This window comes from Plantactinospora sp. B6F1 (assembly GCF_040120695.1).
Classification (GTDB): Bacteria; Actinomycetota; Actinomycetes; order Mycobacteriales; family Micromonosporaceae; genus Plantactinospora.
The window spans coordinates 1-869 of the sequence record NZ_JBEEAC010000102.1 but is presented as its reverse complement, the minus strand read 5'-3'; the positions used below and the strand labels follow the sequence as shown (position 1 = coordinate 869).

Annotated in this window: 1 protein-coding gene and 1 pseudogene; one reads left to right on the top strand and one right to left on the bottom strand. The window is 60.3% G+C overall.

Annotation, left to right across the window (positions count from 1 at the left end):
• Positions 1-93 (bottom strand): annotated as a pseudogene (locus ABNF97_RS33980) (IS5/IS1182 family transposase); the annotation flags it as partial.
• 195 nt (positions 94-288) lie between these two features.
• Between ABNF97_RS33980 and ABNF97_RS33975 the strand changes: the two are divergent.
• Positions 289-795 (top strand): hypothetical protein, encoded by a 507-nt coding sequence (locus ABNF97_RS33975; RefSeq protein WP_349341076.1) that lies wholly within the window; start codon positions 289-291, stop codon positions 793-795.
• Positions 796-869 lie beyond the last annotated feature (74 nt).

Here is an 869-nt window from a genome sequence, read left to right as displayed (position 1 = left end):
GGCGACCAGTCTGACGAGGCGGCGGAACTGGGCTGGCTGTAACCCGGTGAACGGGAAGATCCACTCCGGGCGGGCTGCCGAGATCACCTGCACCCCGACATGATCCACCATGGACCCCCAACGAGTTGCGAGACATCCCTTAATGACGATCTTGTCCAGGTCGAGTATCGCCAAGATCGACGATCAGGGAAACGACAGGCATGTAAGGTTTCAGACACAACTATCACATCGACGGTCATACATGTTGGAATTAGGTTCAACAAGACACCCAACCTCCGAGGAGTAGGGATGAACTTCAAAAGGGGCAGCGCGCTCATAGCCGCACTGACGGTATTGACTATTGCCGGAGTGAGCGCGCCCGCCATGGCCGAGGCAGGGGTCGACTCAGATCGGATCACCGCGACCCAGCACGACAATGGACGGGCCGGCGAGGGCGCGTCACAAGAGACCCCGTCTGACCTCGCGATAATGTCCTGCTATGGCTCTGCGCGCAGCTACGATGCAGACAGCTACAATGGCGGCCCCGGCAGATGGCCTGCCACAGGCTACGCCACCACCACGTCGAACTGTATCGACATCAACGTCAAGCCTAACCAAGGCGAATACGTGAAAGCCTGCTTGTACCAATCGTCCACTGGCAGTTGGCGTTGCAACGATTACCGTTGGATCCCGGGCGGCACGTGGGGAGAGGCAGCCACTGACGTCCTCAACGGAACCCGCTTCTACCTGCTGTTTGACATGCCTAGCCTCGATGATTCGCGCCTGGCGCTGGCCACGTCGGCCCGGCAGCCTTGATCACTGTTGATCGATGTGGGTGGGCTCTGGGCATGGTGGTGGGCCGTCTGTCGCGGCGGTGGGCGTGGTCTCCT

Excerpts from the sequence above, each read along its gene's own strand:
- ABNF97_RS33975 (WP_349341076.1), top strand. The coding sequence starts at position 289 with ATGAACTTCAAAAGGGGCAGCGCGCTCATAGCCGCACTGACGGTATTG.